Here is a 25,348-nt window from a genome sequence, read left to right as displayed (position 1 = left end):
GCAATGAGTTCCCCACCCCGCCATCTGCTGAAAGACCTTTCCCTGTCCGCCATCGCGGCCGGCTTCGTCACCGTCCTGGTCGGCTTTGCCAGTTCCGCGGTGATCGTGTTCCAGGCGGCGCAGTCGCTGGGCGCCTCGCCGGAGGAGATCTCGTCGTGGATGTGGGCGCTCGGCCTGGGCATGGGGCTGACGTGCATCGGCCTGTCGGTGCGCTACCGCATGCCGGTGGTGACGGCATGGTCCACGCCCGGCGCGGCCATGCTGATCGGCAGCGCGGCGGGCCTGCCGCTATCCGATGCGATCGGTGCGTTCCTGCTGTCGGCATTGCTGATTGTGGTGTCGGGCTTCTCCGGCTTCTTCGAACGCATGATCAGCCGCATCCCGGTCCCGCTGGCATCGGGCATGCTGGCCGGCGTGCTGCTGCGCTTCGGCATCGACGCCTTCGCCGCCATGAAGACGCAACTGGGCATGGTGCTGACGATGTTCGCGGTGTACCTGCTGACGCGCCGGCTGCTGCCCCGTTACGCGGTGATCCTCACGCTGCTGGTGGGCATCGCCTTCGCCGGCGGACTGGGGTTGCTGCGCGTGGACGGCCTGTCCCTGCAGTTGGCCAAGCCGATCTTCACGCCGCCGACGGTCTCGCTGGCCGCCGTCGTCGGCATCGCCTTGCCACTCTTCGTCGTGACGATGGCCTCGCAGAACGTCCCCGGCGTGGCGGTGATCCGCGCGTCCGGCTATGCGATCCCCATCTCGCCCGTCGTCGGATGGACCGGCGTGGCCAACCTGCTGCTGGCGCCTTTCGGCGCGTTCGCCCTGAACCTGGCCGCGATCACCGCGGCGATCTGCATGGGGCGCGAGGCGCACGAGGATGCCTCGCGGCGCTATGTGGCGGCCATCGCGGCGGGCGTGTTCTATGTCGTGGTCGGCCTGTTCGGCGCAACGGTGGCGGCGCTGTTCGCCGCGTTCCCGAAGGAGCTGGTGCTGGCCATCGCCGGCATCGCCTTGCTGGGCACCATCGGCAACAGCCTGGCGGCGGCATTGCGCGAGGAGGCCGAGCGCGAGCCGGCGCTGGTGACGTTCCTCGTCACGGCCTCGGGCCTGTCGCTTGCAGGCATCGGCTCGGCGTTCTGGGGCCTGCTGGCCGGCGTGACGACCTGGTGTGTGTTCCGGCGCCGGTAACGCCGTTCGCGTTCCGCTCACGCGCGTGAATGCGGCGTGGAAGGTTCAGTTTCGCGCGCGGGGATTCACTCCGGAGTGATGGGGGCCGGGGCAGGATCGGACCCACCATCCCCACAGGAGAACTCCATGACGACCGTTCGCCCCCGCCATCGCCTGCTTGCCCTGGCCACGCTGGCCGCGCTCTCGGGCGCCGTCTTCGCGCAGGCCCCCGCGCCGACCGCCGGCAAGGACGCCCTGAAGGAGCCGCAGGTCCGCGCGCTGCTGACCGAGAAGGGCTACACCCACATCGACGACCTGGATTTCGAGGACGGCATGTGGGAGACCGACGCCACCAGCGCCAACGGCGACCGGGTGGACGTGCGCATCAATCCGGCGACCGGCGAGGTGATGGCCGAGAAGCTGGTGTCCGATCTCAGCGAGAACGACGTGAAAGCCAGGCTGACGGCCGCCGGCTATTCCAAGATCCACGACGTCGACTTCGATGATGGCGTCTGGAAGGCGGAGGCCGAGCGCGCGGATGGCAATGACGTGGAGATCCACCTGGCTGCCAACACCGGCGAGATCATCCACGTCGAGAACGATTGATCCATCGCGCGTGTCGCGCCATGAAGAAGGCCGCCCTTGGGCGGCCTTCTTCGTTTCAGTGCGGCGATGGCGAAGGCGATCTCGCGAATCGCCAACCCACCAGCCAGCCGATGGCGAGCAGCAGCGCCGCCAGCAGCCACGGAGCGCCCGGCAGGTGCGCGGGCGCCGTCTTGCCGATGAACAGGGCGAACGTGCCCGCGAACATCATCGGCCCCACGATGCCGGCCAGGCTGACCAGACTCATCAGCGCGCCCTGCACCCGGCCCTGCACGTCGGCCCCGACCTGTTGGGTGATCAACGCCTGCGTGGCCGGGCCCGCCAGGCCCCACAGCGCGCTGATGGGCAGACCGATCAGGAACATCCAGCCCAGGTCGGCCATCCCGTAGATGCAGAAGCCGACCACGCCGCATGCCAGGCCGAACAGCAGCGTGCGGCGTTCGCCGAACTTGGGCACGACGCGGCCCACCAGCCCGGCCTGCACGATGACACTGCACACACCGACGGCGGCCAGGACCCATGCGACCTGCTGCTCGTTCCAGCGGTACTGGTACTCGGCGAACAGCACGAACACGCTGGGGTACACGTAATGCGCCAGGTTGGCGATCAGCACCACCGCGGCCAGGCCGAAGACCTGGGGGTAGCGCTTCAGCAACACCATCGAGCCGACCGGATTGGCGTGCGACCAGTCGAACTTCGCGCTGCGGCGCTCCTTCGGCAGCGACTCCGGCAGCACGAACACGCCATACAGGAAGTTCAGCAGCGCCAATCCGGCCGCGAACCAGAACGGCAGGCGCAGGTCGATGGCGCCCAGCTGGCCCCCGATGATGGGGCCGATGATGAAGCCCACGCCGAACGCCGCACCGATCATGCCGAACGCCTGGGCACGCTTCTCCGGCGCGGTGATATCGGCGATGTAGGCATTGGCGGTGGTGAAGCTGGCCGAGAACACGCCGGAGAAGATGCGCGCCACCAGCAACCACGGCAGCGACTGCGCCAGCGCCATCAGCACGAAGTCGATGCCCAGGCCCAGGCAGGACAACAGGATGACAGGGCGGCGGCCGAAGCGGTCCGACAGCGCGCCCTGGATCGGCGTGCAGACGAACTGGATGGCGGCGAACAGCATGCCGAAGGTGCCCACCCACCACGCGGCCTGCGCGAAATCGCCACCGGTGAACTGGCGGACCAGACCGGGCAGGACGGGAATGATCACGCCGAAGGACAGGATGTCGATCAGCACGGTGATGAAGATGAAGACCAGGGCGGCACGGCGGCCGGGGACGGCGGGAATCTCGGCGCTCACAGGCGTGCTACTGCGGAAAAGGTGCGCAAGTGTAGGGCATCGGACCGCCGCCCATCGCCCCGCACCCGTAGGAGCGCCCTCGGGCGCGATGCTTCTGCTTTCCAGCCATGGCGAAAAGCATCGCGCCCGAGGGCGCTCCTACAGGGAACTTGCCGAAACCACGTGGCTCAGGCGGTGGCGCTGTCCCGGCTCCAGTTCGATGGCGTCCTCGCCCGCGTTCGCGGCCTCCAGGCAGACGAAGGTGCGCCAGCCGTCGTCCGGCATGTCGGCAATGGCCGCCGTCCCGGCCTGGCCCGGGTTCCACACCACCAGCGACCGGCTGCCGAAGGTGTCCAGCCGGATGCGTCGTCCACCGGCCGGATCGAGCAGGTCGAAACGATGGCCAGTGCCGCTGTAGATCCGGTCGCTGCGGCCGGGATCGCGCGCGTCGTCCAGCGACCACTCGCCGGACTGCACATGGGTTTCGCCGTCGTACTTGTCCGCGTAATGCAGACCCTCCAGGCCCTTGACCCGCACCTGCGTCGCATCGCCGACACGGAAGTAGGTATGCAACGCCTGTGTCAGCATGAGCGGGGCATCACCGCGGTGGAGGGTGTCCAGGCTCTGCCGCAGTTCGCGCCCGACCTGCACGGTCTGGACCAGCTCCAGCGGTACGCCGTCGCGCAGCGGCAGCGCGAGCTTGAGCACGACGCTGCCATCGGCTTCGCGCTTCACCTCCGTCAGCGGCCAGCGAGAGAGGCGTGCATGACCGTGCTGCGGCGCGTCGTCGGCTTGTCCCTGGCGGCCGAAGTAGGGCCAGCACACCGGCACGCCGCCGCGCATCGCCTTCGGTGGCAGGGCCGTGGTGGGCGACAGCCACAGCAGATCGTCGAAGCCCGCGGGCACGAACGAAATCACCTGTCCGCCATGCAGGCTGATGCGGGCGACGGACCACGGCGTCTCGATGCGCAGCACATCGATCTGTTGCCAGACCTCACGGGTAACCCCTTCGGGGAGTGCGCTCATGGCGTTCGCGGCTCCGGCAGAGCGACGGGCGGTCCTTCCGCCTTCAGCGCGGCGAGTATCTTCGCGCCGGCGCGGCCATCGGCGGGCTGCAGGCCCAGGCGCTGCTGTTCCAGGACGATCGCGCGCCGCGTCTGCGTGCCGATCATGCCGTCCGCGCTACCGATCGCATGCCCACGCGCCAGCAGCAGCGTCTGCAGTTCGCGGCGCTGCGGACGGCCCAGGCCCGGGTCGTCCGTAGGCCAGGCGGTCACCAGGCCGGTGCCGCCGCGCAGGCGGTCGGCCAGCAGCGCGATGGCCAGCGCGTAGCTTTCGGCGGCGTTGTAGGAATAGATCGCGTCGTAGTTCTTGAACACCAGGAAGGCCGGCCCCGCGATGCCGGTCGGCACCAGTACCGCCGCATTGCGGTCGTCGGCCGGCAACGGCTGGCCGTCGATGCGGGCGATGCCCTGCGCAACCCATTGGGTCAGCGGCTTGCGGTGGGTGCGCCCGGCCTGTGCGAGGTCGAGGCCTGCAGGCAACTTCACTTCGTAGCCCCAGGGCTCACCGGTGCGCCAGCCGGAGTTCACCAGGTAGTGGGCGGTGGATGCCAGCGCATCGGGAATGCTCTCGGTCAGGTCGCGTCGTCCGTCGCCATCGAAGTCGACCGCGATCCGTTCGTACGTACTGGGCATGAACTGCGTGTGGCCGAACGCGCCGGCCCACGATCCGGTCAGGCCCTCGGCGCGGATGTCGCCGGCCTGCAGCAGCTTCAGCGTGGTGAGGAATTCGCCACGGAAGAACGCCTGCCGCCGACCGAAGCACGCCAACGTGGACAGCGAGACCAGCAACGGGCGCTTGCCGGACACGCGGCCATAGTCGCTCTCCACGCCCCACACCGCGACGACGGTGGCCGGGTCCACGCCATAAGCCATCGACACCCGGTCCAGCAGGTCGCGATGGGTCGCCAGCATGGCCTGGCCGTCGGCGACGCGCGGGTCGTCGACCAGCGCCGCCAGGTAGTCCCACAGCGGCGTGGTGAATTCCGGTTGCGCGTCCAGCAGGTCCAGCACGCTCATGTCCGCGGCCAGGCCCTGCGTATACGCGTCGAATGTGCTCGTCGTGATGCCCTGCTTCTCCGCCACGCCGCGCAGGCTGGTCATGCAGGCGGCGAACACCGGGTCCGCGGTGGGCGTTGGCGGTACCGCCGCCGCCGCCGGGGTGGCCGGCGGGGGAAGCGGTGGCGCTGCGCCAGGCGCAGGCGGCGTCTGTGCGTTGGCGGGCAGCGCCATCGCCATTGCCATCGACAACAGCAGGACGGTCGCGTTGGGCATCATCTCGGCCTCCCTGGCCTTCTGGGGGGAGGCGCCACTTTGCCCTCTGCGCAGCGCGAATGCGACCCTCCAGCGTCGTCAGCGGACCTCGATGCGGTACTCCACCACCTCCACCGGCGGCACTGTCTCCCATGGCCGCCGGTAGACCATGCGCACGCTGGCCTCGCCCGCCCTCTCCGCGCGGAACCACCAGCGCGCGATCGACGAAGCCCCGGGCATCGGTGGCTGCGTATCCATGGGCGGAGGCGTGGCCGGGCCGGTGGTGCGTGCCAGCACGGGGGCGCCATCGGCAGCGAATTCCCACTCGTAGCCCGTGCTGGGATTGGCCACCAGGGCGATCTCCAGCACCTGGCCGACGCGCATCTTCACCGGCGACCCGCCCTGAGGACGGACGATGCCGTCGTCCGGCAGGGTATCGGCGGGCGTGGCCCCACCGGCAGCCGGTCCGCTGGCGCAGGCCGACAGCAGCATGCAAACACTGGTGGCCACCCACATCTTCATGGTCGCGCCCTCGCTGGAGACGGGTGCGTTATACACCGCCGCTTTAGGCCCCGTCCGTAGAATGGACCGCATGAACAACACCCCCCAGGATTCCTCGCTGGGTCGCGAGGTCGCGTATCCCGCGCATTACGACCCCACCCTGCTGTTTCCCATCCCGCGCCAGGGCGCACGCGATGAGATCGGCATCGCCGCCGATGCCCTGCCGTTCGTCGGCCACGACCGCTGGCATGCTTACGAACTCAGCTGGCTGGATGCCCGCGGCAAGCCGCGCGTGGCGACCGCCACGCTGACCGTGCCGTGCACGTCGCCGTGCCTGATCGAGTCCAAGTCGCTCAAGCTCTACCTCAACTCGCTCAACAGCACGCGCTTCAACAGCGACGCCGCGGTGCTTGAGCGCGTCGCCACCGACCTGTCGGCCCGCGCCGGCGCGGATGTGGGCGTGGTCTTCGGCCTGCCGCCGATGGCCGAGGCACCGGAGGGCGAATCGCTCGATGGGCTGGACGTGGAGATCGACCATTACGGACCCCCGCGCGCCGAGTTCCTGGCCGCCGATCCCGAAGTACAGGTCGAGGAGACCCTTTCATCGGAACTGTTGAAGTCGAACTGCCCGGTCACCGGCCAGCCCGACTGGGCCACGGTGGCGATCCGCTACCGCGGCCCACGCATCGACCGCGTCGAACTGCTGCGCTATCTGGTGAGCTTCCGCGATCATGCCGAGTTCCACGAGCAATGCGTCGAACGTATTTTTCACGATGTGCTGATGCACTGCCGGCCTTCGTCGCTGTCCGTCGAAGCGCGCTACACCCGCCGCGGCGGGCTGGACATCAATCCGTGGCGCGCCACGGGCGACATGGATGTCCCGCCGATGATGCGCGACATGCGGCAGTAAGGTCGCACAGCAACCGTTGAGGCCATTTCACGCGCGCGCTATGGTTTCTTAACAGCACGCGTGCAAGGCTTGCTCATCCTACAGCCCGCCAGGAAGGGGTGGTTGCAATGAGCACAGAGAAGAAGGCCGATTTCTCGGGCGTCACCGCCAAGGTGGATAGCACGGCGCCGCAGGTCGAGAAAGCTGATTTTTCCGGCGTCAGCGCTCGCGTGGACAGCACTGCGGAAATCATCGGAGAGCAGAGCTACACCATAGAGAAGGGCGACACCCTCTCGAAGATCGCCAAGACGCATTACGGCAACGCCAATGCGTGGAAGCAGATCTTCGAAGCCAATCGCGACACCATCGACGATCCGGACCGCATTTTCCCGGGGCAGATCATCAAGCTGCCGCCGAAGCCCATCGGCGCCTGATCGTCAACCACTTCATCCACAAGGATCGACACCATGAAGCAGAACCGCATGTCATACGTCCTGGCTGCCGCACTGGTCGGCAGCGTCGCTTTGGTCGGCTGCAAGAAGAAGGAAGAGCCCGTCGCCGCACCGCCCGCCGCGACAGAACCCGCGCCCGCTCCGGCACCGGCGGAACCGGCACCCGCTCCGGCACCGGTCAGCGCCACCAGCGTTACCGTGGGCAACATGGCCGCCGCCGACAAATCGGTCGCCGCGATCAGTACGTTCGGTACGAAGGACAAGATCATCGTCTCCGTTAAAACCGATGCCGCGACGCCAGCCAATGCCGCTATCGATGCCAAGCTGACATTCCAGGATGGCCAGGTTGCCGCCCAGCAGACGGCGAACGTGGTTGCCGGGGGGGCGGATACCACCAATGTTGAGTTCACGAACAGCAACCCCTGGCCCGCCGGCAAGTACAAGGTCGACGTGACCTTGAACGGCCAGCCGGTCGGCATGACCCAGGAAATCGAAGTCAAGTAGTCGGCAAGGCAAGTCTCTCTCCCACGTGTGTGGGGCAAGCTCGGGCGTGGAGGAATCCACGCCCGCTTTTTTTGCCTGAATTGTTAGTTGCTCGGCCCGAACTTCTGAGGCATCTTCAAGTCGTCCCGACGCGGGACTTACACCCAAGGAATGGAACGATATGAAAGAACTCAATGCTTCCGAAGTTCAGATGGTTTCTGGTGGTACCGCGGACTTCTCCGACGTGACGGCTACCGTCACATCGACCGAGCAGATCGTATCGACCTGCAAGCCAGGTACATCGTCGGCCTGGGGCATGCCGTACTACTCGTTCGCTTGCAAGATCCGCTGAGCATAGATTCAACTGCCTGCGGCGAGGAGCGGGCCTGACGGCCCGCTCCTCCTCCCTCCCACTCCGGTCCAAGTCGCCAAATCCAGCTGCGAGCCGTGCCCGCCGAGCCCGCTCCCAGACACCTGTCCCCCGGACAGCGCTGGCGTAGACCGCGTCCCCGTCCATACCCCCTCGTTTTGCCCTGCGTGCGGCGGCGCGCGACAATGGCGCGCTGAGTTCCCCATCGCCCCTTGTCCAGAGCCCTTGTCCCCATGTCGGATACGCCCCGCATCATCTACACCCTCACCGACGAAGCCCCGTTCCTCGCCACCCAGTCGCTGCTGCCCATCGTCGAGGCGTTCACCGCGCCCGCCGGCATCACCGTGGAAACCCGCGACATCTCGCTGGCCGGCCGCATCCTGTCGCAGTTCCCCGAATACCTGAGCGATGCGCAGAAGGTCAGCGACGACCTGGCCGAGCTGGGCCAGCTGGCGACGCAGCCGGAAGCCAACATCATCAAGCTGCCCAACATCAGCGCCTCGGTGCCGCAGCTGAAGGCCGCCATCAAGGAGCTGCAGTCCCAGGGCTATCCGCTGCCGGACTACCCGGACGAGCCGAAGGACGACAAGGAGAAGGACGCCAAGGCGCGCTACGACAAGGTCAAGGGCAGCGCGGTGAACCCGGTGCTGCGCGAAGGCAACTCCGACCGCCGCGCACCGCTGTCGGTCAAGAACTTCGCCCGCAAGCACCCGCACCGCATGGGTGCGTGGAGCGCCGACTCGAAGTCGCACGTCGCCCACATGGCCGCCGGCGACTTTTTCGGCAGCGAACAGTCGGCAACGCTGGCGGCCGATGGCGCGCTGAAGATCGAACTGGTCGCCGCCGACGGCACGGTCACCGTGCTCAAGGACAAGGTGAAGGTGAAGGCGGGTGAGATCGTCGATGCGTCGGCGATGAGCCGCAAGGCGCTGGCGGCCTTCATCGCCGAACAGATCGCCGACGCCAAGGCGCAGGGCGTGCTGTTCTCGCTGCACCTGAAGGCCACGATGATGAAGGTCTCCGACCCCATCATGTTCGGCGTGGTGGTCACCGAGTTCTACAAGACGGCGCTGTCCAAGCATGCCGCCGTGCTGGAGCAGATCGGCTTCGACGCCAACAACGGCATCGGCGACCTGTATGCGCGCCTGGGCGCGCTGCCAGCCGACCAGCAGGAGGCGATCAAGGCCGACCTGCAGGCCGTGTATGCGGACAGCCCCGCCCTGGCGATGGTCAACTCCGACAAGGGCATCACCAACCTGCACGTACCCAGCGACGTGATCGTCGACGCCTCCATGCCGGCGATGATCCGCGACTCGGGCAAGATGTGGAACGCCGAAGGCAAGCTGCAGGACACCAAGGCCGTCATCCCCGACCGCTGCTACGCCGGCATCTACCAGGCGGTGATCGAGGATTGCAAGGCGAATGGCGCGTTCGACCCGGCCACGATGGGCAGCGTGCCCAACGTCGGCCTGATGGCGCAGAAGGCCGAGGAGTACGGCAGCCACGACAAGACCTTCCAGATCCCCGCCGATGGCACCGTTCGCGTCACCGACGACGCCGGCAAGGTGGTATTCGAACAGAAGGTGGAAGCCGGCGACATCTGGCGCATGTGCCAGGCCAAGGACGCGCCGATCCAGGACTGGGTGAAGCTGGCCGTCGGCCGCGCGCGCCTGAGTAAGACCCCGGCGATCTTCTGGCTGGACAAGGACCGCGCGCACGATGCGCAGGTGATCGCCAAGGTCGAGCGCTACCTCAAGGACTACACCACCGACAATCTCGACATCCGCATCCTGCCGCCGGTGGAGGCGATGAAGGTGTCGCTGGAGCGCATCCGCAAGGGCCAGGACACCATCTCGGTGACCGGCAACGTGCTGCGCGATTACCTGACCGACCTGTTCCCCATCATGGAGCTGGGCACCAGCGCCAAGATGCTGTCGATCGTGCCGCTGATGGCCGGCGGCGGCCTGTTCGAGACCGGGGCCGGCGGCTCCGCGCCGAAGCACGTGCAGCAGTTCCTGGAAGAGGACTACCTGCGCTGGGATTCGCTGGGCGAGTTCCTCGCCCTGGCGGCGTCGCTGGAACACCTGGGGCAGCGCTACCTCAATACGCCGGCGAAGGTGCTGGCCAACGCGCTGGACGTGGCCAACGGCCGCATCCTCGACGAGAACCGCTCGCCCGCACGCAAGGTCGGCGAGCTCGACAACCGTGGCAGCCACTTCTACCTGGCCCTGTACTGGGCGCAGGCGCTGGCCGCGCAGGACGAGAATCCCGAACTGAAGGCGAAGTTCGCGCCACTGGCGAAGGCCCTGGCCAACAACGAAGCGACCATCCTGGCCGAGTTGAACGGCGCGCAGGGCAAGGCGCTGGACATCGGCGGTTACTACCATCCCGACCTCGCCAGGACCGCCGCCGCCATGCGTCCCAGCAGGACGTTCAACGAGGCGCTGGCCGCGCTGTAAGGCACCGTCCACCCGCAGCCGCACCACCGACGCCCGGCTTCATGCCGGGCGTCCTGTTCTGGGTCGCTCCCGCGGCAGACGGCCCTCAGCGGAACAGCGACAACGAGGTCATCGCGCGCAGGTGGCGTGCGCCCAGCCGCTGCACCGCCTCGCGATGACGTGCCTGGCCTGCCGCGTCGTGGACGTGGTGTCGCGGCGCGGGTGCCAGCGGCGGGCCGTCGGGGTGGGCGATGTGGCCTTGCAGGAACAGCATGCCCTGGCTCATTCCACCCAGCTGCTGCCACCACTGCTTCCTGGTTCCGGTTTGCATGGGACTGCTCCGTGGCGCCGGTGTCCGGCTTGAAGGACTGCCAAGGTAGGCGCATGATCGGCCGCGAAAAAGCGAAAGCTCCGCAAGCCAGCCTTGAGGTACATTCAAGATGAGCCGACTGCCCCTGGACCAGGTGGACGCCTTCGTCACCGCCGCGCGCCTGCGCAACCTGACCCGCGCCGCCGAGGCCATGCATCTGACCGTGAGCGCGCTGAGCCACCGCATGCGCCTGCTGGAACAGCGGCTGGGCCACAAGCTGCTCGCGCGCGGACCCCGCGGCGTGGAGCTGACGCCCGACGGGCAGCGCCTGTTCGATGCGATCTCCGGGCCGCTCGACACCATCGACCACGCCCTGCGGCGCGCCACGCTGCGCAACGACCACACGGTGACGCTCAGCCTCATCCCCTCCATGGCCACGGCCTGGCTGGTGCCACGGCTGCCGGCGTTCCTCGCCGCGCATCCCGAACTGGGCCTCAACCTGCAGTCGAGTACGCACGTGGTCGATTTCGAGCGCGAACCCGTCGACCTGGCCCTGCGGCTCGGCGGTGGACGCTGGGCGAACGTGCACGCGGAGTTCCTGTTCCCCGAATGGATCACCCCGGTCGCCAGTCCCGACCTTCTGAAGCGGTACGGGCGCCCGGCGCCGGACCAGATGGCGAAGCTGCCGCTGCTGGGCGATCCGGCCAACCGCTGGAAGGACTGGTTCGAGCATTTCGGCGGCCAGCCCCCGGCACGCTACGTAGCCCAGTTCGACGATACCGAAACCCTGCACCAGGCCGCCGCCCAGGGCGTGGGCGTGGCGCTGGCGCGCTGGACGCTGGCCGAGCCGCTGGTGAAGGCCGGGCGGCTGGTGACATTGACGAAGAAGCGCCTGCAGGCCGACTTCGCCCACTACCTGGTGTATCCGGAACGCAGCCTGGGCCATCCGGGCTTCCGCAAGGTGCGCGGCTGGCTGCTCGAGCAGGCCGGCGTGGCGGTGGAGCGATGACTCCAGCGCGGCCCCGCTAACATCGCGCGCATGATTCCCGCCGACGCCATCGCCCGCCTGATCCACGATGCTTTCGCGGACTACCACGCGCGGTTCGCCGAGATCACCCGCCGGGCCAAGCTGCGCTTCGAGACGCAGGACTGGGCCGGCGCGCGCGCCGATGCCGTCGAACGCATCGAACTTTACGACCAGTGCATCGCCGAATGCGCGCTGCGCCTGCAGTCGGCGCTGCTGGGCCACGCCCACGACCGCACGCTGTGGATCGCCGCGCGCGCGGCCTTCGAGGCATTGATCGCCGGACAGATCGACCGCGAGCTCTACAAGACCTTCTACAACACGCTCAGCCGGCGCTTCTTCCGCATCCGCGGCGTGGACGCAGCGCTGGAGTTCGTCGCCCTCGACGTCGAGCCTACCGATGCGATCACCCACCCGGTCGCACGCCACAGCTATGCGGTGTCCGAGCAGCGTCCGACCGAAACCTTCGCGCGGGTGCTGGCCGACTACGGCTTCGACGTGCCCTACGCGCACCGCACCCGCTGCGCGGCGGCCATCGCGGTGCGGCTGCAGGACGACCTGGCGCACTGGGGCGCGCAGCCGGTGCGCGCCATCGAACTGCTGGATACCGTGTTCTACCGCGAGCGGCGCGCCTACCTGGTGGGCCGCGTGTTCGGCGAGCACCGCTTCTCGCCGTGCGTGATCGCGCTGGTCAACGACGGCGGCCGGTTGAAGGCCGAGGCCGTGCTGACCCATCGCGCCGACGTGGCGCACCTGTTTGGCACCTCGCGCAGCTATTTCCATGCCGACCTGGCGACGGTCGGCGATGCGGTGGTGTTCCTGCGCTCGTTGCTGCCCGGCAAGCCCATCGACGAGATCTACACCGTGCTGGGCCGCGCCAAGCAGGGCAAGACCGAGCGCTACCGCACCTTCTTCCACCATTTCGCCGCGCACGGGGACGAACGGCTGGTGCATGCCGAAGGCACGCCCGGCATGGTGATGGCGGTGTTCACCCTGCCCAGCTATCCGCTGGTGTTCAAGGTGATCCGCGACCGCTTCGCCTACCCCAAGGCGATGAGCCGGCAGGACGTGGAGGACAAGTACGACCTGGTCTTCCACCTGGACCGCGTCGGCCGCCTGCTGGACACGCAGGCGTTCCGGTTCCTGCGCTTCCCGCGAGCGCGCTTCGCGCCGGCCCTGCTGCAGGAACTGCGCGAAAGCTGCGGGCAGAGCCTGAGCGAAGACGGCGACGACCTGGTCATCCACCTCTGCTACGTGCAACGCCGCCTGCGGCCGCTCAACCTGTACCTGCGCGAGCAGAAGGCCGAGGCCGCGCGCGCCGCCGCACTCGACTACGGCCAGGCCATCAAGGACATGGCGCGCAACAACATCTTCCCCGGCGACATGCTGCTGAAGAACTTCGGCGTGTCGCGGCACGGGCGCGTGGTGTTCTACGACTACGACGAGCTGCGGCTGGTCACCGACTGCCGCTTCCGCGACTGGCCGCAGGCCACGACCTACGAGGAGCAGATGGCGGACGCGCCGTGGTTCCACGTGGACGCGGGCGATGTGTTCCCGGAGCGCTTCCCGCAGTTCCTGGGCCTGCCCCAGACGCAGGCGAGGGCGCTGAAGGCCGCGCACGGCGACCTGTTCCGTCCGGCCTGGTGGCGCGACCTTCAGTCGCACCTCGCCGCCGGCGACTATCCCGATACTCCTCCCTATCCGGATACGCTCAGGCTGGCGTGACGGCACGCAAGTCCGCGCAACAGGCCGCGCGTTACCCTAGCCGCAACCAGGAGACCGCCTTTCCGCCATGAGCACCTACCGCCTGGACTCGATCTTCCGCCCGCGCGCCGTGGCCGTGGTCGGCAGCCAGTCGCGCCCGCGTTCGGTGGGCCGCGCGGTGGTGGAGAATCTCCGCGGTGCGGGGTTCGCCGGCCCCATCGGCCTGGTCAACAAGCATCCTTCGCCGATGGACGGCGTGGCGACCGTGCGCCACCTGCATGAGCTGCCGTGGACGCCGGACCTGGTGGTGATCGCCACCCCGGCGGCGACGGTGCCGCAACTGGCCGCCGAGGCGGCCGCGAAAGGCGCGGCCGCGGTGGTCGTGCTGACCGCCGCGATGGGCAGCGGCCCGGGCTCGCCCGCGGCACGGCTGGAAGCGCTGACGCGCGAGAAGGGCCTGCGCGTGCTCGGCCCGAACTGCCTGGGCGTGATCGCGCCGCATGCGCGGCTCAACGCCAGCCTGGCCAGCCGCTTCCCGAAGGCGGGCGACCTGGCGCTGATCTCCCAGTCCGGCGCCATCTCCGGCGGGCTGGTGGAATGGAGCATGAGCCAGCCGGTCGGCTTCTCCGCCGTGGTGTCGCTGGGCGATGCGCTGGACGTGGACTTCGCCGACCTGCTGGACTACTTCGCCACCGACAGCCGCACGCGCGCCATCCTGCTGTACGTGGAAGCCATCCGCGACGCGCGCAAGTTCATGTCGGCCGCGCGCGCGGCGGCGCGCACCAAGCCGGTGGTGGTGGTGAAGTCCGGCCATGGCGGCACTGCGCAGGTCACGCCGGCCGGCAGCACGCATACGCAGAACCTGGCGCGGCCCAACGCGGTCTACGGCGCCGCCTTCCGGCGCGCCGGCCTGCTGCGCGTGCGCTCGCTGCACGAGCTGTTCGCCGCGGCCCGCACGCTGGGCCAGGTGCGCCCGTTCCAGGGCCGGCGGCTCGCCATCCTCACCAACGGCGGCGGCGTCGGTGCGCTGTCGGTGGACCACCTGTACGAACAGGGCGGCACGCTGGCCACGCTGTCCGAGGCCACGCGCGATGCGCTGGACCGCATCCTGCCCGTGGGCTGGTCGCGCACGAATCCGGTGGACCTGCTGACCGACATCGATGCCGGCCGCTACGCCGCCACGATCGAGGCCCTGCTGGCCGACCCCGGCAACGACGCACTGCTCGCGGTCAACGTGCCCACCGTGCTGTCCTCGTCAGCGGAAGCGGCGCACGCCGTCACCCGCGTGCTGTCGCAACCGCCGGGCCACGGCACGCGCAAGCCGGTCTTCACCGTCTGGCTGGGCAACGACCCGCAGGCCGAAGCCGTGCTCGACGACGCCCAGGTGCCGCGCTACCCGAACGAATCGGACGCGGTGGCGGGCTTCATGCACCTGGTCCGCCACCGCGAAGTGCAGGCCGCGCTGATGGAGACCCCGCCCAGCCTGCCGGAAGACTTCAGTCCCGACGTGGCGCTGGCGCGCACACTGGTCGACGCCGCACTGGATGCCGGCCAGACCTGGCTGGACCCGCTGGCCACCACCCGGCTGCTCGCGGCGTACGGCATCCCGATGGCGCCGTTGTGGCGTGCCACCGATGCCGACGACGCCGCCCGCATCGCGGCGCCACTGCTGGCCGAGGGCGCGACGGTGGCGGTGAAGATCCTCTCGCCCGACATTCCGCACAAGTCCGATGTGGACGGCGTGCGCCTCAACCTGCCCCATGCCAACGCCGTGCGCGAGGCGGCGGCGGGCATCCTTCAGCGCGCCCGCGAACGCCGTCCCGAAGCGCGCATCGAGGGCGTCCTGGTGCAGCCCACGGTGTTGCGGCCGAAGGCGCGCGAGCTGATCGCCGGCATCGCCGACGACCCCGTGTTCGGGCCGGTGATCGCCTTCGGCCGTGGCGGCACCGCCGTGGAAGTGATCAACGACCGGGCCGTCGCGCTGCCGCCGCTGGACCTGCGCCTGGCGCACGAACTGATCGCGCGCACCCGTGTGTCGCGCGTGCTGAAGGCCTACCGCGACGTGCCGGCCGCCGACGAGCGCGCCGTCGCGCTGGTGCTGGTCAAGCTGGCGCAGCTGGCCGCCGACATCCCCGAGATCCAGCAGCTCGACATCAACCCGCTGCTGGCCGACCGCGAGGGCGTGGTGGCCGTGGACGCCCGCATCGCGGTGGCGCGCGGACGCACGCTGCACAAGGGCCGCGGCCATCCGCGCTTCGCCATCTTCCCTTATCCGAAGGAATGGGAACGCAGCATCGAGCTGGCCGACGGCCAGCCGGCGCTGGTGCGCCCGGTGCGGCCGGAGGACGATGCGATGTTCCGCGAGTTCTTCACCCACGTGACCGACGAAGACCTGCGCCTGCGCTTCTTCCAGTCGGTGCGCCACTTCAGCCACGAGTTCATCGCGCGCCTGACCCAGCTCGACTATGCGCGCTCCATCGCGCTGGTGGCGATCCACCCGCGGACGCACGAGATGCTGGGCGCGGTGCGCCTGCACGCGGACGCGAACTACGAGAAGGGCGAGTACGGCATCCTGGTGCGCTCGGACCTGAAGGGCCACGGGATAGGCTGGAAGCTGATGCAGATCATGATCGAGTACGCTCAATGGCAGGGCCTGAAGGTCATCGAGGGCCAGGTGCTGCGCGAGAACCGCACCATGCTGGCGATGTGCGAAAGCCTGGGCTTCACCGTCAAGCTGGACCCCGACGATCCCACACTGATGAACGTCAGCCTGCCGGTGCCGGCCAGCGCCTAGTTCTTCGTCATTCCCGCGCAGGCGGGAACCCCGTGCCTTCGTGTTCGCGTGTTCGAGTCGCTGGGTCCCCGCCTGCGCGGGGACGACGATCTACAGCTTCACCACCACCTTGCCGAAGTTCTCACCGCGCAGCAGGCCGATCAGCGCGCGCGGTGCGTTCTCCAGGCCTTCCACGATGTCCTCGCGGTAGCGGATCTTCCCGTCGGCCAGCCAGGCGCCCATCTGGCGCAGGAACTGCGGATACAGCGCGATGAAGTCGTGCTGGATGAAGCCGCGCACGGTCAGGTGGCGGGTCAGGATCTGGCTCATCAGCCACGGCATGCGGTCGGGGCCGGGCGGCAGCGCGGTGTCGTTGTAGTGCGCGACCAGGCCGCACACCGGAATGCGCGCGAAATCGTTGAGCAGCGGCACCACCGCATCGAAGACCGCCCCGCCGACGTTCTCGAAGTACACGTCGATGCCGTCGGGACAGGCGGCGCGCAGCTGGTCGGCGAAGTCCGGCGCGCGATGGTCCAGCGCCACGTCGAAGCCGAGTTCGTCGCGCAGGTAGGCGCGCTTGGCCTCGCCGCCGGCGATACCGACCGCGCGGGCGCCCTGCAGCCGCGCGATCTGGCCCACGGTCGCGCCGACCGGGCCGCTGGCGGCGGCCACCACGACGGTCTCGCCGGGTTGTGGCTTGCCGATCTCGTGCAGGCCGACGTAGGCGGTGAAGCCCGGCATGCCGTACACGCCCAGTGCGGTGGTCAGCGGCGCGGTACGCGCATCCAGTCTTCGCTGCAGCGTGCGGCCGTCGGCGACGGCATGCGTCTGCCAGCCGCCGTGCGCCAGCACCATGTCGCCGTTCCGGAAGTCGGGATGGCGCGAAGCGATCACTTCCGACACCGTGCCGCCCTCCATCACCTGGCCGAGCTCGACCGGCCTGGCGTAGGAACGACCGGCGTTCATGCGGCCGCGCATGTACGGGTCCAGCGACAGGTAGCGGTTGCGCAGCAGCACCTGGCCTTCGCCGGGCACGGGCAGGGGCACGTGTTCCAGGCGGAAGTCGTCGGCGGCCGGCTCGCCGCGCGGGCGCGCGGCCAGCACGATGCGGGCGTTCTGCGTGGCGTCGTGGGCGGTCATGCCAGGTCTCCGGAGCAGCCGGGGCCTGCAGTCTAGCGAGGCCCTGTCCGCGTGCGGTGAAGCGTGCCCATGCTGCGACGGCCGCGATGCCCGGTGAACAGACCGCGTGCTAGGCTCCGCGCACCTTTCTGGAGGGCTGACGCATGACGATACGCATTGTTCCGCTGTCCCTGGCGCTGGTGGCCGCACTGGCCGCCGGGCAACCCTCGTTCGCCGCATCGCCGGCCGGGCCCGCGGATGCCGCGCAGGCGCTGCCCGCCGCCGACGCCAGCGCACTGGACGCGGCGTTGAAGGGCCCGTGGCGCGACCCGCAGAACGTGGCGCGCGACGCGTATCGCCATCCGCGGGAAACCCTGTCGTTCTTCGGCGTGACACCCACGCAGACCGTCGTGGAGATCACGCCCGGCGGCGGCTGGTATGCCGAGGTGCTGGCGCCGTATCTGAAGGCGAAGGGCCGCTACGTCGCCGCCGTCGTGGACCCGACCAAGGCGTCCGAGAAGAGCCGCAACTACTACCAGCGCAGCCTGGACGGGCTGCAGAAGAAGTTCGCCGACGGTCCGGCGCAGTTCGACCAGGCCACGGTGGTGAAGTACGACCCGGCCGCGCCGGTGTTCGGCGCGGCGGGCTCGGCCGATGCCGTGCTGACCTTCCGCAACGTGCACAACTGGCGCAGCGCCAGCCAGGCCGAAGGCATGTTCAAGGGCTTCTTCGCGTTGCTGAAGCCGGGCGGCGTGCTGGGCGTGGTGGAACATCGGGCGAACCGGGACGTGGCGGCCGACGACGACACCGGTTACGTCAGCGAGGCGCAGGTGATCGCGCTGGCCGAAGCCGCAGGCTTCCGTCTGGACGCGAAGAGCGAGGTCAACGCGAATCCGAAGGACAGCAAGGACCACCCCAACGGCGTGTGGACGCTGCCGCCGTCCAACAACCACCCGGAAGCCGACCGCGCGAAGTACCAGGCCATCGGCGAGAGCGACCGCATGACGCTGCGGTTCGTGAAGCCGCGTTGAGTCGCGCCAGGTGCGGCCCGTCCGGGGCCGCACCTGCGGTCAGCCGTTCTCCAGCAGGCGCGGCAACGCGCGCGCGGCGGCATCGGCCGCATCGCTGACCAGCGCGAAGCTGGTGTGGCGGTCCGACCAGTACTGCGCCAGCAGGTCGCCGTCGCGGCGCTGGCCCTCGCCTGCCAGCCGGCCGCGCGGCCGCAGGTAGAAGCCCACCCGAGCGCCCGACCCGTCCTGGTAGACCAGCATCGCGGCGGCGCCCTGTTCGGTGGACAGCAGGCGGCCGCCCATCAGGCGGTAACCGGCCTGGCTGAGATCGGGCACCCGTCCGGCCTCGCCGAAGTGACGCAATAGCCAGCGCTGCAGGTCGTCGGCGCGTGCCGTGTCGAATTCCATCGGCGGCGCACCGGCTTCCGCGAACTGGCGATACGCGGCCACCGCGTCCGCCATGGGCAGGGTCGATGGCGGCGGGCGCAGGTCGCGCATCTGCCACCCCGCGCCGCCGCCGATCACGAACGCCAACACCCAGGAGGCGGCGATGCCCAGGCGCCGGCGGCGGCGGGCCCGCAGGCCGCGCCTGACCTGCGCGGGCGCCAGCGATGCGTTCGCGGGCCAGCGCTCGGGATTGGCGGCCAGCGCGCGCAGGCGTTCGGCATCGCGCTTCCAGCCTTCCACCTGGGCCGCGCGCTCCGGATGCGCCTCCAGCCAAGCGGCGACGGCCGCGCGCCGCGCGGGATCGAGCCGGCCGTCGACATAGGCGTGCAGTTCGTCGTCCGCAGGGACGTCGTGCAGGGTATCGAGGGTCATCGCAGGGCCTTCAGGGCGGGCGTGGGCGGCGTTTCCTCCTGCATCGCGCGCAACGCCTGGCGCGCGCGCGACAAGCGCGACATCACCGTGCCCACCGGGATGCCCAGCGCGTCCGCGGCCTCGCGGTAGGCCAGCCCTTCCACGCTGACCAGCATCAGCAGCGCGCGCTGCTCGGGCGTCAGGCAGGCGAAGCCGGCCAATGAGGTACGTGCGTCGAACACATGTTCAGGCGTGGGCGCAGAAGCATCGTCCTCGGCGGAGAACAGTCGTGCGATGCGCTTCCAGCGTGCCATGCGCCGATGCTCGTCGACAAAGGCGCGGTACAGCACCGAGAACAGCCAGGCCTGCAGCGCCGCCGGATCGCGCAGGTCGGCGCCGCGCGTCAGCGCGCGCTCCAGCGCGGCCTGGACCAGGTCGTCGGCGGCCGCAGCATCGCCCGTCAGCGAGCGCGCGAACCGGCGCAGGCGCGGGATCAGCGCGTGCAGGGTCTGGTCATCCAGGGGAGGCGGGCGGGCAGGCATGGGACGGTCATGGCGGGAATGGAGGTAGGACGCACCACGGCCCGGATTATTCCCGTTCGCGGTTCCTTCCGGACGGGTCGGGCCTGCGCGGGGAATAAAACCGCCACCCGCGCGTCCCACCGGCATCCCACGACGCAGGAACCCCTCATGCCGCGCCTCCCCGACGACCCTTCGCCGCCCTCGCCGCCGCCCCGCCCCTGGCGTGCCTGGGCCGCCATCGCCGCGCTGGTGCTGGCCCTGTCGCTGCCCTTCGCCTGGGTGGCGGGGTGGATAGCGCCGGCCGGGCGACTCACCGCGCCGCAGCTGGTGGACGACATCGAGAACGGCAAGCCCTTCCCCGGCTTCCGGCGCGCGCACAGCAGGGGCGTCTGCGTGGCCGGCTACTTCGAACCGAGCGCCGGGGCGGCCACGCTGTCGCGTGCGCGGGTGTTCCGGCAGCCGCGCACGCCGGTGCAGGGACGCCTGTCGATCGGCGGTGGAGACCCCTTCGGTCCCGAGGCACAGGCCCGCGTGCGGAGCCTGGCCCTGTCGCTGCGCACCGACGATGGGCAGGAATGGCGGATGGCCATGAACAGCTTCCCGTTCTTCGCCGTCGCCACGCCGGCCGGGTTCCACGCGCAACTGCTGGCCTCGCGGCCCGACCCGGCCACCGGCAAGCCCGACCCGGCCAAAATGGCCGCCTTCCTGGAACGGTATCCGGAGGCCGCCCGTTTCCAGGCCTGGGCGAAATCGGCACCCTGGTCGAGCAGTTGGGCGAACACCGGATACAACGGCGTGAACGCCTTCCGCTTCATCGATGCACAGGGCCGCTCGCGCTTCGTGCGGTGGTCGATGCGGCCGCAGGCCCCGTTCCAGCCGCTGGCGGATACGACACGCCGGCAGGCCGAAGCGGATTACCTGCAACGCGAACTGCAAACCCGGCTGGCCCGCGGGCCCCTGCGCTGGGACCTGGTGGTCACCGAAGCCGCGGCCAATGACCCGGTGCACGACCCCTCGCAGCCCTGGCCCGACGCGCGGCCCCGGTACGTGGCCGGGACGCTGGTGCTGGCACGCAGCGAGCCCCAGGCCACGGGCGCCTGCCGGGACGTGAACTACGACCCCACCGTGGTGCCCGACGGCGTGGCGCTGTCCGACGATCCCATCCTGGCCGCGCGCGCGGCCGCCTACAGCGTCTCGTTCAACCGGCGCGAGCGCGAGACCGCACGTGGCGACATCGCCATGCCTGCCGATGCCGAAGGAAAGGAGAAGCAGCCATGAACCGCCACGACCATTTCGACGGGTTCGCGCGCGCGCTGCACTGGGGCATGGCGGTGCTGATCCTGGCCATGCTGTTCGTCGGCGCGGGCATGGTCGCCTCGCTGTCGCTGCGCCCGGTCCTGATCGACCTGCACCGGCCGCTGGGCATCGCGCTGCTGGGTCTGGCGGTGATCCGCCTGCTGCACCGCTGGCGCCATCCACCGCCGCCGCTGCCCGTTTCGCTGCCGCGTGCGCAGGCGCTCGCGGCCAAGGCCTCGCATGTCGCGCTGTACGCCGCCATGCTGGCCATGCCGCTGCTCGGCTGGGCGATGCTGTCGGCGGGCGGCTATCCGGTGCGCATGACGCCGGCGTTCGCGCTGCCGCCGATCCTGCCGCAGGATCCGGCGCTGTACAGCGTGTTGCGGCAGGCGCACGGAGGGCTGGGCTATGCGCTGTTCGCCTTGATCCTGCTGCACATGGCCGCCGCGCTGCATCACGCCTGGGTGCGCCGGGATGGCGTGTTCGAGGCGATGGCGCGCGGGAGATCCCGGACGCCGGCGCAGGCCGATCCGGAGCCGGAGGCATCGCCGCCGGCATGAGGGCGATCACGTGCTGGACGCGGCACGCCGATGAGGTTGCAATGCGCGCTGTCGTCTCTCCGGAAAGCGCGGTGTGCTGATCGCGTTCAACAAACCGTTCAACGTCCTGTGCCAGTTCACCGACCGCAGCGATCCGCCGCGACGGACGCTGGCCGGGTTCGGCCTGCCGCCGCGCGTCTACGCGGCGGGACGGCTGGATTACGACAGCGAAGGCCTGTTGCTGCTCACCGATGATGGCGTGTTGGCGAACCGGCTGACCGATCCGCGCCACAAGCAGCCGAAAACCTACTGGGTGCAGGTGGAAGGCACGCCGACGCAGGCGCAGCTGGAGGCGCTGCGCAACGGCGTTGTGCTGAACGATGGTCCCACCCGACCGGCGCAGGTCGAACGGCTCCATCCCGCCCCGACGCTGTGGGAACGCGACCCGCCCGTGCGCTTCCGCAAGACCGTGCCGGATGCATGGTTGTCGCTGACGATCACCGAGGGCCGCAACCGGCAGGTGCGGCGCATGACCGCCGCGGTCGGGCTGCCGACGCTGCGGCTGGTGCGCATGGCGATGGGCGATGCCCGCCTGGGCGACCTCGCGCCCGGGGAATGGCGCCCGCTCTGACGCGGGCGCCCGCCGACATCAGCTTTCGGCAGAACGCGTCGTGCTGCGCGGCTTGCGCGGCGTGCCGGTCTTGCGCGCGGTGGAGGTGCGGCTGGTGCCATTGACCTTGCGCGCTTCCACGCGGCGCGACTTGCCTTCGATCGGCGCTGCGGCCTGGTCGCGCTTGCGCTTGCGGTAGGCCACCAGGGCCAGCAGGCCCACGCCGATGCCGGTGGCCACCGCCACTGCCGGGTTGCGCCGCACGAAGTTCACCGCCAGCTTGCCGCCGGTCTTGGCCACGCCCAGGGCGGCGCCGGTCTGCAACAGCTTGTCGGCGCTGGGAACGGCGTGCTTCAGGCTGGTGCCGGCCTGGCTGGCCAGTTCCAGTGCGCGGTCGGTGATGATGGTCAGCTTGCTCATGGGGCCTTCCCTGAAAAGTGGGTAGGACGCCAGTGTCCGTGCGGGGATGTTTACGCGATGTTAGTTCCTCGCCCACCACCTGAACGGACACGTAGCGTGCACGCTACGTACCGCGAGGTTTCGCCCGGTGGGTGGCCTGGGCGCTCCAGGGGTCATCAGGCCGCGCCGAGTGGAATTCGCCGCCAACGTGGTGCCCGCGCCGCCGCCGCGGCAGGTGGTAATGACGCGCTACGTACCGCGCGGTTTCGCCCGGTGGGTGGCCTGGGCGCTCCAGGGATCGTCGGGCCACGGATGCTTCGGATACCGCCCCTTCATCTCCTTCTTCACCTCGGCGTAGGTCGAGTTCCAGAAGTTGCGCAGGTCGGAGGTCACCTGCAGCGGCTTGCCGCCCGGAGAAAGCAGGTGCAGCAGCACCGGTACGCGCCCGTCGGCCACCCGCGGGGTGTCGGCCAGGCCGAACAATTCCTGCAGCTTCACCGCCAGCACCGGTGGCTGGCCGTGCGCGTATTCGATGCGGCGCTCCATGCCCGAGGGCACGGTGATCCGCGTCGGCGCAAGCGCGTCGATACGCTGGCGCAGCGACCAGTCGAGGCCGGACTTCAGCGCATTCGCCAGGTCGTCCTCGCCCAGCGCATCCAGCCGCGTCCTGCCGGCGAAGGCGGGCTTGAGCCAGTCGTCGAGCGTCGCCACCAGCGCGTCGTCGGACAGGTCCGGCAGGCCGAGTTCCGGCATCCACTCGCGCAGGCAGCGCACGCGTTCGCGCCACTGCCGCAGCGATTCCGGCCAGGGCAAGGCCTCCAGGCCCAGGTCGCGCACGGCGTCGGTCAACGCCGCGGCGGCGAGCGCGGGGTCGACACGGCCGGCAGGGCGCGCATCGAACACGATCTGGTCGAAGCGCGATTCGCGCTGCGCCGACAGCGCACGCCGCGACGCATCCCAGCGCACGGTGTCCTCGGTGACGAAGCGGTCGGCGAAATCGCGGCGAAGGCAGCGTTCGTCCACGGGCGCCGCGCGTTGCACCAGCGCATCGCGTGCTTCATGGCGCAGCTCGCTGACCACGATCCACGGCTCGCCGACCAGCGCGCTGTCGTCGAACAGCCGCGCGCTGCGCCCGTTCGCCAGCAGGTAGCGGCGCGCGTCCTGCGGATGCTGGAAGCCGATGCGGTCCGGGAACGCGTGCATCAGCACGTCGCCCAGGCGGTGCGCTTCCACCGAGGACGGGGGCGCGCCGGCCTCGCGCACGCGGCGGCGCCACTGCTTGGCGGCGGCCTCGATCGCGGCCAGGCCCGACCGGTTGGCGTCCTGCGGCGCGCGGCCGTTGCGGAACGCCGCCAGCGCACGCCAGCGCGCGGCCAGCGCGTCCCCGCCCATGCGCAGCGGATCGCGCGCTTCGACCAGCGCGGCGAGATCGCAGGCCAGCGCGCGGTCCTCACCCTCGCCCGCCGACAGCAGCATCGCCGCGAGCCGGGGGTGCGTGCCGAGCGCGAGCATGCGCTTGCCCAGCGGCGTGATGGCGTTCGACGCCGCCAGCGCGCCCAGCCGGCGCAGCAGGTCGCGCGCGGCATTCATCGCCCCGGGCGGCGGCGCATCGACGAAGCGCAGGTCGTCGCTGCCCCATGCGGCCAGTTCCAATGCCAGGGCACCGAGTTCGACCAGCGCGATCTCCGGCCGTCGCTGCGGATCCAGCCGCTGCGACTGTGGCCACAGGCGGTAGGCCCAGCCCTCGGCCACGCGGCCGGCGCGGCCGGCGCGCTGGTCGGCGGACGCCTGCGAGATATTGGTCACTTCCAGCCGCGAGAAGCCGCTGTTCGGATCGTACGAAGGTTCCCGCGCCAGTCCGCTGTCCACCACCACGCGCACGCCGGGCAACGTCACCGACGACTCGGCCACGTTGGTCGCCAGCACCACGCGGCGGCGACCCTGGGGATCGGGCTGCAGGGCTTCGGACTGCTTCTCCACCGGCAGTTCGCCATGCAGGGCGAGCACGACGATGTCCTGCGGCAGCGCGTCCGCCAGCAGCGCGTGGACCCGTGCGATCTCGCGTTGGCCCGGCAGGAACACCAGCACGTCGCCGGGGTGCGATTGCACGGCGTGTTCTATCGCCCGCCGCGCCTGCACCTCGGTCGTCTCGTCCCTGCGCGCCGGGAAATGCGCGACCTGCACCGGGAAGCTCCGCCCCTGGCTGCTCAACCTGGGCGCATCCAGGAACCGCGCCAGCTTCTCGCCGTCCAGCGTGGCGGACATGACGACGATGCGCAGGTCCTCGCGCAGCTGCGCCTGCACATCCAGCGCCAGCGCCAGGCCCAGATCGCCGGCCAGGTGACGCTCGTGGAATTCGTCGAACAGGATCGCGCCGACCCCCTCCAGCATCGGATCGTCCTGGATCATCCGGGTCAGGATGCCTTCGGTGACCACTTCGATCCGTGTGCGCGGCCCGACCTTGTTCTCGAAGCGGATGCGGTAGCCGACCGTGTCCCCCACCGCTTCGCCCCGCTGCCTGGCCATGAAACCCGCCGCCGCGCGCGCGGCCACGCGGCGCGGCTCCAGCATCACGATCTTGCGGCCCTGCAGCCAGGATTCGTCCAGCAGCGCCAGCGGCACCTGGGTGGTCTTGCCGGCGCCGGGCGGCGCTTCCAGCACCAGGCGCGGATGGTCGGACAGGCGGCGGACAATGTCCGGCAGCAGCGGGGTGATGGGGAAGGTGGGCGACGGCATGCGGCAGGAAGGATAAAG

24 protein-coding genes are annotated in these 25,348 nt (G+C 69.8%); 14 read left to right on the top strand and 10 right to left on the bottom strand.

Annotated elements, in window-relative coordinates:
- Positions 1 to 3 precede the first annotated feature (3 nt).
- Together MUU77_RS00785 and MUU77_RS00780 are read left to right on the top strand one after the other, a co-directional pair.
- Complete coding sequence (locus MUU77_RS00785; protein ID WP_245090433.1) at positions 4 to 1,179, top strand: benzoate/H(+) symporter BenE family transporter; 1,176 nt, start codon at positions 4 to 6, stop codon at positions 1,177 to 1,179.
- A gap of 126 nt (positions 1,180 to 1,305) precedes the next feature.
- The gene (locus MUU77_RS00780) at positions 1,306 to 1,764 is read left to right on the top strand and encodes a PepSY domain-containing protein (RefSeq protein ID WP_245090431.1); all 459 of its coding nucleotides are present in this window, start codon (positions 1,306 to 1,308) and stop codon (positions 1,762 to 1,764) included.
- Between the two features lie 55 nt (positions 1,765 to 1,819).
- On the opposite strand, the gene MUU77_RS00775 is transcribed toward MUU77_RS00780, so the two are convergent.
- The 4 genes from MUU77_RS00775 to MUU77_RS00760 form a co-directional block, all read right to left on the bottom strand.
- A complete protein-coding gene (locus MUU77_RS00775) occupies positions 1,820 to 3,064 on the bottom strand; it encodes a TCR/Tet family MFS transporter (protein ID WP_245090429.1) in 1,245 nt (414 codons plus the stop codon).
- Between the two features lie 138 nt (positions 3,065 to 3,202).
- Positions 3,203 to 4,069, bottom strand: coding sequence for a D-hexose-6-phosphate mutarotase (locus MUU77_RS00770; RefSeq protein WP_245090427.1), 867 nt, complete (start codon positions 4,067 to 4,069; stop codon positions 3,203 to 3,205).
- Positions 4,066 to 5,379, bottom strand: a complete 1,314-nt coding sequence (locus tag MUU77_RS00765; RefSeq protein WP_245094102.1) for a lytic murein transglycosylase — start codon at positions 5,377 to 5,379, stop codon at positions 4,066 to 4,068. The genes MUU77_RS00770 and MUU77_RS00765 overlap by 4 nt, the downstream gene beginning before the upstream one ends.
- Before the next feature lie 78 nt (positions 5,380 to 5,457).
- Entirely contained in the window at positions 5,458 to 5,916 is a 459-nt protein-coding gene (locus MUU77_RS00760; protein ID WP_245090424.1) for a protease inhibitor I42 family protein, read from the bottom strand.
- Positions 5,917 to 5,941: 25 nt separating this feature from the next.
- Here MUU77_RS00760 and queF point away from each other — a divergent pair, with 25 nt between their 5' ends.
- The 5 genes from queF to MUU77_RS00735 all read left to right on the top strand — a co-directional run bounded on the left by queF (position 5,942) and on the right by MUU77_RS00735 (position 10,512).
- Positions 5,942 to 6,769 carry an NADPH-dependent 7-cyano-7-deazaguanine reductase QueF gene (queF, locus tag MUU77_RS00755; protein ID WP_245090422.1) on the top strand — a complete coding sequence of 276 codons (828 nt, stop codon included), beginning with the start codon at positions 5,942 to 5,944 and terminating at the stop codon, positions 6,767 to 6,769.
- Positions 6,770 to 6,876: 107 nt separating this feature from the next.
- Positions 6,877 to 7,182: a LysM peptidoglycan-binding domain-containing protein gene (locus MUU77_RS00750; RefSeq protein WP_245090419.1), complete on the top strand. Its 306-nt coding sequence runs from the start codon at positions 6,877 to 6,879 to the stop codon at positions 7,180 to 7,182.
- A gap of 33 nt (positions 7,183 to 7,215) precedes the next feature.
- Positions 7,216 to 7,704 (top strand): hypothetical protein, encoded by a 489-nt coding sequence (locus MUU77_RS00745; protein ID WP_245090416.1) that lies wholly within the window; start codon positions 7,216 to 7,218, stop codon positions 7,702 to 7,704.
- 160 nt (positions 7,705 to 7,864) lie between these two features.
- On the top strand, positions 7,865 to 8,035 hold the full coding sequence (locus MUU77_RS00740) for a hypothetical protein (protein WP_245090413.1): 171 nt from the start codon (positions 7,865 to 7,867) through the stop codon (positions 8,033 to 8,035).
- Positions 8,036 to 8,286: 251 nt separating this feature from the next.
- Entirely contained in the window at positions 8,287 to 10,512 is a 2,226-nt protein-coding gene (locus tag MUU77_RS00735) for an NADP-dependent isocitrate dehydrogenase (protein WP_245090410.1), read from the top strand.
- A gap of 85 nt (positions 10,513 to 10,597) precedes the next feature.
- Here the strand turns inward: MUU77_RS00735 and MUU77_RS00730 are convergent, their stop codons facing one another.
- Positions 10,598 to 10,822 (bottom strand): hypothetical protein, encoded by a 225-nt coding sequence (locus tag MUU77_RS00730; protein ID WP_245090407.1) that lies wholly within the window; start codon positions 10,820 to 10,822, stop codon positions 10,598 to 10,600.
- 109 nt (positions 10,823 to 10,931) lie between these two features.
- On the opposite strand from MUU77_RS00730, the gene MUU77_RS00725 reads away from it, so the two are divergent.
- From MUU77_RS00725 to MUU77_RS00715, 3 genes are all read left to right on the top strand, one after another.
- Positions 10,932 to 11,810, top strand: a complete 879-nt coding sequence (locus tag MUU77_RS00725) for a LysR substrate-binding domain-containing protein (RefSeq protein ID WP_245090404.1) — start codon at positions 10,932 to 10,934, stop codon at positions 11,808 to 11,810.
- A 30-nt stretch (positions 11,811 to 11,840) separates the two neighbouring features.
- Positions 11,841 to 13,550: a bifunctional isocitrate dehydrogenase kinase/phosphatase gene (gene aceK / locus MUU77_RS00720; RefSeq protein ID WP_245090401.1), complete on the top strand. Its 1,710-nt coding sequence runs from the start codon at positions 11,841 to 11,843 to the stop codon at positions 13,548 to 13,550.
- Positions 13,551 to 13,617: 67 nt separating this feature from the next.
- Positions 13,618 to 16,323 (top strand): bifunctional acetate--CoA ligase family protein/GNAT family N-acetyltransferase, encoded by a 2,706-nt coding sequence (locus tag MUU77_RS00715; protein ID WP_245090398.1) that lies wholly within the window; start codon positions 13,618 to 13,620, stop codon positions 16,321 to 16,323.
- Positions 16,324 to 16,413: 90 nt separating this feature from the next.
- On the opposite strand, the gene MUU77_RS00710 is transcribed toward MUU77_RS00715, so the two are convergent.
- Complete coding sequence (locus MUU77_RS00710) at positions 16,414 to 17,442, bottom strand: NADP-dependent oxidoreductase (RefSeq protein ID WP_245090395.1); 1,029 nt, start codon at positions 17,440 to 17,442, stop codon at positions 16,414 to 16,416.
- A 143-nt stretch (positions 17,443 to 17,585) separates the two neighbouring features.
- Between MUU77_RS00710 and MUU77_RS00705 the strand changes: the two genes are divergently transcribed.
- Entirely contained in the window at positions 17,586 to 18,452 is an 867-nt protein-coding gene (locus MUU77_RS00705; protein WP_245090392.1) for a methyltransferase, read from the top strand.
- A 39-nt stretch (positions 18,453 to 18,491) separates the two neighbouring features.
- Here MUU77_RS00705 and MUU77_RS00700 read toward each other — a convergent pair whose 3' ends face one another.
- Positions 18,492 to 19,235, bottom strand: a complete 744-nt coding sequence (locus tag MUU77_RS00700; protein ID WP_245094099.1) for an anti-sigma factor — start codon at positions 19,233 to 19,235, stop codon at positions 18,492 to 18,494.
- Between the two features lie 11 nt (positions 19,236 to 19,246).
- Complete coding sequence (locus MUU77_RS00695) at positions 19,247 to 19,771, bottom strand: sigma-70 family RNA polymerase sigma factor (RefSeq protein WP_245090389.1); 525 nt, start codon at positions 19,769 to 19,771, stop codon at positions 19,247 to 19,249.
- Positions 19,772 to 19,918: 147 nt separating this feature from the next.
- Here MUU77_RS00695 and MUU77_RS00690 point away from each other — a divergent pair, with 147 nt between their 5' ends.
- From MUU77_RS00690 to MUU77_RS00680, 3 genes are all read left to right on the top strand, one after another.
- Positions 19,919 to 21,028, top strand: a complete 1,110-nt coding sequence (locus MUU77_RS00690; protein ID WP_245090386.1) for a catalase family peroxidase — start codon at positions 19,919 to 19,921, stop codon at positions 21,026 to 21,028.
- Positions 21,025 to 21,606 (top strand): cytochrome b, encoded by a 582-nt coding sequence (locus tag MUU77_RS00685; protein ID WP_245090384.1) that lies wholly within the window; start codon positions 21,025 to 21,027, stop codon positions 21,604 to 21,606. The genes MUU77_RS00690 and MUU77_RS00685 overlap by 4 nt, the downstream gene beginning before the upstream one ends.
- A 73-nt stretch (positions 21,607 to 21,679) precedes the next feature.
- Positions 21,680 to 22,216 (top strand): pseudouridine synthase, encoded by a 537-nt coding sequence (locus MUU77_RS00680; RefSeq protein ID WP_245090381.1) that lies wholly within the window; start codon positions 21,680 to 21,682, stop codon positions 22,214 to 22,216.
- Between the two features lie 18 nt (positions 22,217 to 22,234).
- On the opposite strand, the gene MUU77_RS00675 is transcribed toward MUU77_RS00680, so the two are convergent.
- Positions 22,235 to 22,615: a hypothetical protein gene (locus MUU77_RS00675; protein WP_245090378.1), complete on the bottom strand. Its 381-nt coding sequence runs from the start codon at positions 22,613 to 22,615 to the stop codon at positions 22,235 to 22,237.
- 228 nt (positions 22,616 to 22,843) lie between these two features.
- Positions 22,844 to 25,330, bottom strand: a complete 2,487-nt coding sequence (hrpB, locus tag MUU77_RS00670; RefSeq protein ID WP_245090376.1) for an ATP-dependent helicase HrpB — start codon at positions 25,328 to 25,330, stop codon at positions 22,844 to 22,846.
- Positions 25,331 to 25,348 lie beyond the last annotated feature (18 nt).

This window comes from Pseudoxanthomonas sp. F37 (assembly GCF_022965755.1).
GTDB lineage: Bacteria > Pseudomonadota > Gammaproteobacteria > Xanthomonadales > Xanthomonadaceae > Pseudoxanthomonas_A.
This window is presented reverse-complemented; position numbering and strand designations above follow the sequence as displayed.

Coding starts and splice junctions, on each gene's coding strand:
- queF (WP_245090422.1), top strand. CDS start 5,942: ATGGACCGCATGAACAACACCCCCCAGGATTCCTCGCTGGGTCGCGAG.
- MUU77_RS00690 (WP_245090386.1), top strand. CDS start 19,919: ATGCCGCGCCTCCCCGACGACCCTTCGCCGCCCTCGCCGCCGCCCCGC.
- aceK (WP_245090401.1), top strand. CDS start 11,841: ATGATTCCCGCCGACGCCATCGCCCGCCTGATCCACGATGCTTTCGCG.
- MUU77_RS00750 (WP_245090419.1), top strand. CDS start 6,877: ATGAGCACAGAGAAGAAGGCCGATTTCTCGGGCGTCACCGCCAAGGTG.
- MUU77_RS00695 (WP_245090389.1), bottom strand. CDS start 19,771: ATGCCTGCCCGCCCGCCTCCCCTGGATGACCAGACCCTGCACGCGCTG.
- MUU77_RS00675 (WP_245090378.1), bottom strand. CDS start 22,615: ATGAGCAAGCTGACCATCATCACCGACCGCGCACTGGAACTGGCCAGC.
- MUU77_RS00735 (WP_245090410.1), top strand. CDS start 8,287: ATGTCGGATACGCCCCGCATCATCTACACCCTCACCGACGAAGCCCCG.
- MUU77_RS00725 (WP_245090404.1), top strand. CDS start 10,932: ATGAGCCGACTGCCCCTGGACCAGGTGGACGCCTTCGTCACCGCCGCG.
- MUU77_RS00715 (WP_245090398.1), top strand. CDS start 13,618: ATGAGCACCTACCGCCTGGACTCGATCTTCCGCCCGCGCGCCGTGGCC.
- MUU77_RS00780 (WP_245090431.1), top strand. CDS start 1,306: ATGACGACCGTTCGCCCCCGCCATCGCCTGCTTGCCCTGGCCACGCTG.
- MUU77_RS00745 (WP_245090416.1), top strand. CDS start 7,216: ATGAAGCAGAACCGCATGTCATACGTCCTGGCTGCCGCACTGGTCGGC.
- hrpB (WP_245090376.1), bottom strand. CDS start 25,330: ATGCCGTCGCCCACCTTCCCCATCACCCCGCTGCTGCCGGACATTGTC.
- MUU77_RS00765 (WP_245094102.1), bottom strand. CDS start 5,379: ATGCCCAACGCGACCGTCCTGCTGTTGTCGATGGCAATGGCGATGGCG.
- MUU77_RS00770 (WP_245090427.1), bottom strand. CDS start 4,069: ATGAGCGCACTCCCCGAAGGGGTTACCCGTGAGGTCTGGCAACAGATC.
- MUU77_RS00730 (WP_245090407.1), bottom strand. CDS start 10,822: ATGCAAACCGGAACCAGGAAGCAGTGGTGGCAGCAGCTGGGTGGAATG.
- MUU77_RS00785 (WP_245090433.1), top strand. CDS start 4: ATGAGTTCCCCACCCCGCCATCTGCTGAAAGACCTTTCCCTGTCCGCC.
- MUU77_RS00705 (WP_245090392.1), top strand. CDS start 17,586: ATGACGATACGCATTGTTCCGCTGTCCCTGGCGCTGGTGGCCGCACTG.
- MUU77_RS00740 (WP_245090413.1), top strand. CDS start 7,865: ATGAAAGAACTCAATGCTTCCGAAGTTCAGATGGTTTCTGGTGGTACC.
- MUU77_RS00710 (WP_245090395.1), bottom strand. CDS start 17,442: ATGACCGCCCACGACGCCACGCAGAACGCCCGCATCGTGCTGGCCGCG.
- MUU77_RS00685 (WP_245090384.1), top strand. CDS start 21,025: ATGAACCGCCACGACCATTTCGACGGGTTCGCGCGCGCGCTGCACTGG.